Consider the following 8,682-nt stretch of genomic DNA (forward strand, 5'->3'; position numbering starts at 1 on the left):
GGTCGCCTTGATTCCGACGAAGGACCCGTCGCCGTACCCCTCTTCGATCGGTTCGGGCTCGTCGATCTCGTCCGGCCAGTGGTAGATGGTCTGGACGAATTCGAACTCCGAGAACCCCACAACGTCGAGCGCGTCAACGAGTTCGTCGGTCGAGACGACCGCCTCCCGATAGAACGGATTCAGCGCCTTTTTCTCTTGGTAGATCCGGCCGACTGGACTCTTCTTGTCGATATAGCCGATGACGAGCGATCCGTCCGGGCGCAGCACTCGCCGGGCTTCAGCCAGTGTCTGGGGGATGTCGTCGACGAAGCAGATCGTCGTGACGATCAGCGCAGTGTCGAACGTCCCGTCTCTGAACGGCAGGGACTCAGCGACGCCTTTGACGACGTCGATCCCCCGCTTCCGGGCCCGAACCAGCATGTCGTCGGCAGGATCAAGTCCCACCTGCATCCCGAGCGAGGCCGCGAACCGGGCGCTGCCGACGCCGATCTCGATCCCGAATCCTGGCTGCGGAATTAGTCGCTGGAGAGCTTCGACTTCGGACTGGTAGGCGGCTTCGTGTGTGTCGAACCAACTCTCATATTGGTCGGTGTATCGTTCGAAGAGTGCGGATTTGGGCATGGTATTCGTTTACACGGTCTCCCCTTGCGAGTACTGGAGATCGCTTGACGCATTCTGAGGCTGGGGTGCCACCGATTGCGATAGAGAGTAGTCAGTATCTCTGTTGTGGCAATTCTCGTGAGTATTCGGCTACAGTTATTCTCTGCGCACCATGAGAACGGGAACCGGAGAGTGGCGGACCACACGTTCAGCGACACTTCCCATCACGAAGCGATCGATTCCAGTCCGGCCCTGCGTTCCCATCACGATGAGATCGATCCCCTGCATCGCACTATACTCCAGAATCTCTTGAGGTGGAACCCCTTCAACGACCTCTGTGACAACGGTGAGCCCGGCTTGAGTCCCTGCCTCCTCGAGGTTCCGTACTGCCTTTCGCCCTTCGCGCTGGAGCAATTCGAGAAGCGGACCGGATCGTGACACTCGTGTATCGACCACGTATAGGGCATGAACCGTGGCTTCGTACTGTTGTGCGATTTCGAGTCCGTGTTCGATAGCTTCCTGCGCTCCCGGGCTTCCATCCGTGGGGATCAGGATATCGGAGTACATGCTGTCCACTTAGTCGTGTGAGGGCATCAACCCTGTTCCACGGGGACCACCACGTAGAGTTTCGAGGCTCGATTACGACGGAGTAGATTAACGGTAAAATGAGGCGCTCCGATCGATCGACGACACAGTCCAAGAGGAGTTCGATCTCGGGACGCGCCGCTAGACGAAACAGAAGGAGGGGTCCCGTCGGAGCGTATACGAGAAGTCCCTGCGAGAGGTAAAACAAGTCGCCCGGCCATAAGGAGAACGAGGCGCTGAAGCGGTGGATCAGTCAGTTCATTCGACTGAATGAACGCTTCCCATCCGGTCGAGAAACCCGCGCGGAAGCATATCTCCACGGCGCTGTTGAAGCCCTCTAGAGTTGACATTCAGAAGAGCAGCTCCTCACGCGAGTTTTCGCGGATCCGGTGAGAATCTGGCTCCTCATCAAATCGCCAGACGTAAAGAGGGTTCCACAAAATCCTCTTCACGGAGACGTCTCCCGGTTCTGATATATCCCGTTTTATTCACTATTCGAGGCTGGTGACTCGGACCTCCTGTCTGTCACGGTGACGCCCCCCGAAAGCAACTGCGCGGATGGGGGAGCGAGCGTAATATCTTCCTCATCGAAGTGCCGTTTCACTAATCGGCGGAAGTCAGAGCGAAGCGTCAGAATATCTATGTGTCTCGGATTTTCGGTCCAGAATTCTGCTTGTATCGTGATTGCATTCTCTCCGAGTTTGACGATACGTGTATTCGGCGCTGGATCACCAAGAACTGATTCGAGGTTCGTGGCGATCTGTTGTAACTCCAACAGGGCCCGCTCGGTGTCCTCGTAATAGGCGACGTATACCTGTTCTGTCAGTCGATACCTGTTCCGACCGTAGGGCCGGGTGATCGCGTTGGTTGTGAGTTCAGTATTAGGGACCGAGATCGTTTCGTGGTTCGGTGTCCGGATACGGGTGACACGAAAATCAACTGCTTCGATAGTACCTTCCCCGCCCGGCCACTCGATCCAGTCGCCGACGTTAAAGTCCGGATCGGCGACGAGGAACATCCCACTGATAAGTGACCCGAACACTTGCTGGCCAGCGATGCCGAGGGCGAAGGTGAGGGCGGCGATGATGACCGCTGACTCGGAGAGTATCCGTCCGTAGCCAGCGGCGATGATACCCGTTAGCGTGGCGAATCCGATCAGAACGACCCGAAGGTACGTTTTTGTTGCTGTCTCAATTGTTGGGTTATTGCGATTACGCGATCTGACAACTTGGGTCGCGAGTGGAACGAGAAAAACCTGGCTTATGAGATACACGACGCCGAATCCCACGATGAACCAGAACAATTCCGACAACACCTGCTCGTACGCCGCTAGGATGTCTATCAACCACTTGGGTGGAGAAACCTGGCCGATCATATTCCCCGTGTCGGAGCAGACCGATAAAAAGCCTCATCGCTGGCCGCTCACGTCGTGTTAGTTAGGGTAAAGGGGTACTGTCGGTGTGCATGACTCCTGGCTTCGACCGGATCCCGTTCAGTTGCTGATCCTGGCAGTAAGGGCGGATATTCCTCCTTCCTAGGCGGACGGAAAGCCAGAATGAGGACGACAGGACGTCAAACGTTCGCTTCGCCCCTATTGTTTGACAATCCACTGGCTGGAAAGGCTACACAATGGTCGATCCTACAACTGGTCCTCTTGTGGAGACCGTCTTCCATCTCCTGCTCGCAGCTGGCCTCGGCGCACTCATCGGTCTGGAACGGGAGCAAAGCGAGTCGGGCGGATCGTTCGCCGGGAGTCGGACGTTTCCGCTGATCGCGCTCTATGGGGCGCTCGTTCAGGCCTTCTTCCCGTCCGTACTTCCGCTCGCTGTGGGAACGCTCGTCGTACCACTCACGGTCGCGTACGTCGGGAAGATCTGGTACGAGGGTGATATCGGCCTGACGACGCTCGTGGCCGCCCTCCTCACAGCCGTCCTCGGCGCAATGGCGATGCATTCCGACCGCGGCGCGATCATCGCGATCATCGCCGGCGGCGCCGTCACAGTGCTCCTCTCGGTGAAGGATCCGATACACGAGTTCGCCGATCGGATCGAAGAGAACGAACGGCGGGCGTCGGCGAAGTTTATCCTCGTCGTCCTCGTCGTCCTCCCAGCTCTTCCCGACCGATCGCTTGACGCCCTCTATGGGCTCAATCCGCGGTTCATCTGGTTGATGGTCGTCTTCGTCACCGGTCTCGGATTTGTGGCGTACGTACTCGGACAAACGCTCGGCCCCGAACGAGGGATCGCCCTTACGGGGATCGTCGGAGGGTTCGTATCGTCCACGGCAACGACGGTCTCGATGGCGGAGAAGACGACCCAGAACGCGACGCTCTATCACGTCTGTGCCTTCGCGGTCGTCACCGCCTCCATCGTGATGTTCCCCCGAGCGCTCATCGAAATCGCAGTGGTCAACCCCGATCTGCTCTCGAGCGTCGCACTACCACTGGGAGCGATGACTGTCGTCGGCGCTGTCGCTGCCGGGGTGTTGTACTGGCTGACTGCGTCCGACGAGACGGTCGAACCGGAGGAGTTCCAGAACCCGCTTCGCCTGCGGCCAGCCCTCCTCTTCGGGGTCATATTCGCGGCCGTGTTGCTCGTCTCCGAATACGCCAACGAGTGGTTCGGCGCATCGGGCGTGTACGCGACCGCGTTCGTCTCCGGGCTCGCCGACGTCGACGCGATGACGATCACGTTGAGTCGACTCGCAGCCGAAGGGGCAGTCTCGACAGAGGTCGCCACGACGGGGATCGTCATCGCGGCCATCGCAAACACCTTGGTCAAGGCCGCGTTAGCGTGGGTTCTCGGCACTCACAGGCTGGGCCGACTCGTGTCGATTGTACTCGGTGTCGTCATTCTAAGCGGTCTGGTTTTTCTCGTCGTGTGAACTGTCCTCTGACCCACAGACGTTCACGTTGAATGTCATCTCGCAACGTTGCGGGAGACAACTACGTCCCCAAGAGCGAGCATCTGGACCCTGGAGAGAACCCAAATTCTATGTAATCATCCGAGCAATCCTCAGAGACAATGAATAAATGAGTGCTGTCTTCTCCTCCTCCTTCTCTTTGAGCACCGGATGGCCACTACAGCTACTCCCTGTGCAGCTTCCGGTTTCGCTCGACGTGGTCGTCGTGCTGGCGATCATCGCCGTCGTCTTCGTCCTCTTCGTTACCCAGCCGGTACCGATCGATGCTACCGCGGTCGGCCTCATGGTCGCACTCGTCCTCCTCGGCGAGTGGACCGGCGTGTCGCCGGAGCAGGGAGTCTCGGGATTCTCGAACCCCGCGACGCTCACCGTACTGGCGATGTTCGTCCTGAGCGAAGGCGTCCGACGGACCGGCGTCATCCAGATCCTCACGCGGAAACTGATCGCATTCGCTGGGGACGACGAGTTCCGGCAGTTGCTCGCCACGGTCACGCTCTCCGGCCCGCCGGGCGGGGTGGTCAGCAACGTCTCGGTCGTCGCCGTGTTGATACCTGCGATAATGAACCTTGCCCGGCAAACGAAGACATCGCCCTCGAAGCTCCTGATACCACTGTCGTTCGCCTCGATGCTCGGCGGCATGCTCACCGTCGTCGGGACGATAACGAACCTCCTGGCGAGCGAGGTGTGGGTCCAGGTCGGCGGTCCCGACGCACAGCCGTTCGCCCTGCTCGAGTTCACGCACCTGGGCGCGATCGTCTTGCTCGTGGGGATCGTGTATCTGCTCACCGTCGGTCGATATCTCACTCCAGCACGGATCGAGCCGGCGGAGTCGCCAACCGACGCGTTCGGTATGACCGACTACCTCACTGATGTCGTCGTCATGGAGGACTCGCCGCTCGTCGGTTCTCGGCTCGGGGAATTGGGCGAGGAGGACCTTGACCTCGACGTGTTCCAGATCGTTCGTGGCAACCGGACGCTCGCCCACGGACTCGGATCGGAACGGGTCCAGGCCGGCGATGTCCTCTCCGTCAGGGCCGACCAGGAAACCCTCCAGGAGGTCATCGAGCAGGGCCACCTGCAGCTGTTACCGGAGCTCATGGAGGCGGCCACGGAGGACGATGCATCCCTCCCGCCCGGCTTCTCACCACGGCGTCACGGCTGGGAGCCGCCCGACACGGAGCCCAGCGATGCTCTCGCCGAGGACGAGGGGTCTAGCGAAGACACGGAGGAAGACGGCGACGAGACGGCCGAGGAGGCCCCCGACGAGGAGATCGAACTTACCGAAGTCGTGCTACTGCCCGGGCCCTGGTCGAGTCGGCGCAGCGGTGTCGCGGACTTCGAGCGGGACTACGACGTGACAGTGCTGGCGATCCGGCGCGGCGACGAGGTGATCCGCCAGCGCCTCCGAGAGGTCCGGTTGCAGGCCGGTGACGTCATCCTCGTCCAGGCGTCCGACCCAGTGCTCGATCGCATCGCGAGGGACACGAACGTCGCCATCGCGGGCGAGGACAGGTGGGAGGAGTTCGACCGATCGAAGATCCCCATCGCGCTGGGGATCCTCGCCGGTGCTCTCGGACTCGCAGCACTCAACGTTCTCACACTCATGGTTAGTGCGCTGACGGGCGTCGCGGCGATGTTCTTCACCGGCATCCTCACACCCGAGGAGGCGTACGAGGCCGTCGACTGGGAAGTGATTTTCATGGTGGCGGGTGTCATCCCACTCGGCATCGCAGTCGAGGCGTCCGGGACGGCGGCCCTCATCGCCGACCTTGTCGTTTCCGTCAGCGTTCTCTTTCCCGTGATCGCGGTCCTGGGGCTGTTCTACCTGGGGACTGCGGTCATCACGGAGATGGTCAGCAACTCCGCCAGCGTCGTGTTACTGCTCCCGATCGGGGTCGAGGTTGCCGGCCAGCTCGGCGTCAACCCCTTCGCGTTCGTGATGGCCGTGACCTTCGCGGCCAGCACACCGCTACTGACCCCCGTCGGCTACCAGACGAACCTGATGGTCTACGGTCCAGGCGGGTACAAATTCACTGATTTCGCACGTGTCGGCGCACCGTTACAACTGATTCTAACTGTCGTGACGACTGCTGGCATCGCATTTTTCTGGGGCCTGTGACTGTAGAACGGACGTTCGGGTGCCTGTGGCCTTGGGGAGTATTTGTTGACAAACCTATTTCACTGAGATAACAGGTACATCAGCACGACGAATTACACGTTCGGTAACACTACCGAGGAGGAACCGACGTATGCCCTTTCGGCCGTGAGTCCCCATGACGATACAATCGACATCGTGCTCCTCCGCATATCTGACAATCTCAAGATAGGGCGGGCCATGCAGAATCGAAGTTTCAGTCGGCAAGTACGTCGACGATTGGACCTGCTCGAGGGCGAGGTCCAGCGCCTTCTCACCGATGTCCTCGAGCGCGTCTCGTAGTCTCCGGACTCTATCGCCGTTGATTAGCTGTCCCGTCTCGACGACGTAGATGACGTGCAGTGTCGCGTCGACCGATCTCGCCAGTTCACCCGCACGGTCAACGGCCGTATGTGCACACTCGCTCCCATCGGTAGGGACGAGTATTGAGCCGATGTCTGGATCGATAACCGTCTCTTCATGAACAGTCATGACTGGTACGGGAGACTCACGTAGGGTTTGTTTGGCAACGCTCCCGAGGAGAATCCGGCTGAGTCCACTCCTGCCCTGAGTTCCCATCACAATACAGTCGATACTGTGTTTGTCTGTGTAGGTGAGAATCTCTTGATGAATCGATTTTGTCTTTTCAATGACCGCCCTCGTAGCCTCGACATCAGAAGAGGCAGCCAATTCGAGAGCCGCTTGGACTGCTTCCTCGCCATATCGGGCGGTGGTATTGTCACCATCAGTATCAGTGGAGGGTTGGTCGTGTTCAAGGACGTGAATCACGTGTAGTTCCGCGTCAAACTGATCGGCGAGTGACACAGCTGCTTCAGCTGCGATCGACGAGGCTTCACTGCCGTCAGTCGGTAGTAGAACGCGTTGGAACATGACTGCTATCTAACTGGGCTATTGGACGTTGTTGAGATAAACGGTTACCCTACCCCCGGCACTACCCCGGTTCTTGAACGGTTAGGTATCGAACCTGTACAGCTACGTTGCGACCTGCGATCTCGTCGATACGGGTGTTCAGCCGATCACCCAGTTCTGGTGGGGCTTCTCCTCGAGGAGCACCGATCAAGATAGTTACCTTGGAGGGACGCTGGGCGAGCAGATTCTCCGAATATTCGAACTGGACCTCGAGTAGCACGAACTCTGAATAAACCGGTTCATCGAGAATTGATTCGATATCATTTTGAATCGATTGCTCGGCAGTGGCAGTCTGATACGAAGAGAACGTAACAGTTCCAAGGAATGCAGAAAGAATCAGAATGCTAATCAGGAGAATGCCAACACGTTTGACGAACGTCTTTCTGGTCTGCTCCATACGGAACCATTTCTCAGGCCGGTATCCCATATACCAGAGCACAAGAAGTGCGGCGAGATTGATCGACAGGACGTTAACGAGGAGCAACACGCCGGAGCCCACGGCGAGTGCCGTATTCCCCCACGCGATGGCGATACCGACCGTCGCTGCGGGAGGGACGAGTGCCACTGCAATCATGACGCCAACGAGTGCCGATGAGAGTCCCGAAGCAAGGCTAATCACTCCAGCGGCACCGGACCCGAGGGCAACCATGAGTGACAGGACGTCCGGGCGAAATCGTTCTCGTATCTGTGAGATAGACAGGATATCTAATCCAGGTGGGACGAGATTCCCTGTTCTGATGAGAATCGCGAAAAGAGCGGCACTCGCTATTGTGAGTATGGCTCCGATGATCTGTAGCTTGACACCGTCTCTAAAGAGGTCGCGGTCCCGGAAGACCGTGCCAACGCTCGTAGCCATTGCGGGGCCAATGAGCGGTGCGATCACCATCGACCCGACGACGACTGCAGCAGAATCCAGAAGCAGTCCTGCTGTCGCAATAATCGCACTCACGATTGTCATGGCGGCATATATCGGCATGGACGCTGGGACGAGCTCCTCAGCAGCGCTTTGGAGTTCTTCGCGGGCGATCTGCTCCGGACTCTCTTCGTCTTCCGTGAATCGTTCCTCGAGTTGGTCGTAATCGCGTGAAAGAACGGTTTGCGTCTCGACCGTCACTGTAATCGCGTCGTCGTTTATGCCCGTTTCCCGGAGACGATCCAGAATCGGTTCGACAGCATTCGTCGGGAGCGGAAAATGAACGGCACAGGTGTATTCACGGTTGCTCGTCTCATCAGTGAGTGTATAACTGATGCCTTCATCGTCCAGAATATCGAGAACAGCGTCCTGCTTCCCGACAGGGACAGTCACAAAAACGAGCCGAGCCATGGGTGCTACAACTCGGCCGTACCCGATAAATGGTCTCCCGTCTGGTTGTGCCCCCTACCGATATCGAAGGGTGGCGACTGTTCTGAGCCGAATCTGGCGTTGGACAACGGGATCGAACACGCATTCGTGACGGGAAGTTTCCTCTCACGGCGTAACCTTTGTGCGCCTGCCACGAGGCTGTAGAGAC

At 58.6% G+C, this 8,682-nt stretch carries 7 protein-coding genes; 2 read left to right on the forward strand and 5 right to left on the reverse strand.

What is annotated here, in order from left to right; translation table 11 throughout:
- The 3 genes from RBH22_RS17605 to RBH22_RS17615 all read right to left on the reverse strand — a co-directional run.
- A partial coding sequence (locus RBH22_RS17605; protein WP_306678693.1) for a class I SAM-dependent methyltransferase occupies positions 1-621 on the reverse strand: 621 nt, incomplete at its 3' end.
- 135 nt (positions 622-756) lie between these two features.
- Positions 757-1,167 (reverse strand): universal stress protein, encoded by a 411-nt coding sequence (locus tag RBH22_RS17610; RefSeq protein ID WP_306678695.1) that lies wholly within the window; start codon positions 1,165-1,167, stop codon positions 757-759.
- 502 nt (positions 1,168-1,669) lie between these two features.
- On the reverse strand, positions 1,670-2,560 hold the full coding sequence (locus tag RBH22_RS17615; protein WP_306678697.1) for a mechanosensitive ion channel domain-containing protein: 891 nt from the start codon (positions 2,558-2,560) through the stop codon (positions 1,670-1,672).
- A gap of 254 nt (positions 2,561-2,814) precedes the next feature.
- On the opposite strand from RBH22_RS17615, the gene RBH22_RS17620 reads away from it, so the two are divergent.
- Together RBH22_RS17620 and RBH22_RS17625 are read left to right on the forward strand one after the other, a co-directional pair.
- Positions 2,815-4,068, forward strand: coding sequence for a DUF4010 domain-containing protein (locus tag RBH22_RS17620; RefSeq protein WP_306678699.1), 1,254 nt, complete (start codon positions 2,815-2,817; stop codon positions 4,066-4,068).
- Between the two features lie 148 nt (positions 4,069-4,216).
- Entirely contained in the window at positions 4,217-6,226 is a 2,010-nt protein-coding gene (locus RBH22_RS17625) for an SLC13 family permease (RefSeq protein WP_306678701.1), read from the forward strand.
- Positions 6,227-6,280: 54 nt separating this feature from the next.
- Here RBH22_RS17625 and RBH22_RS17630 read toward each other — a convergent pair whose 3' ends face one another.
- On the reverse strand, positions 6,281-7,132 hold the full coding sequence (locus RBH22_RS17630; protein WP_306678703.1) for a universal stress protein: 852 nt from the start codon (positions 7,130-7,132) through the stop codon (positions 6,281-6,283).
- A gap of 61 nt (positions 7,133-7,193) precedes the next feature.
- On the reverse strand, positions 7,194-8,495 hold the full coding sequence (locus RBH22_RS17635) for a TIGR00341 family protein (RefSeq protein ID WP_306678706.1): 1,302 nt from the start codon (positions 8,493-8,495) through the stop codon (positions 7,194-7,196).
- Positions 8,496-8,682 lie beyond the last annotated feature (187 nt).

Origin of the sequence: Halobellus sp. H-GB7, assembly GCF_030848585.1 — an archaeon.
Classification (GTDB): domain Archaea; phylum Halobacteriota; class Halobacteria; order Halobacteriales; family Haloferacaceae; genus Haloquadratum; species Haloquadratum inordinatus.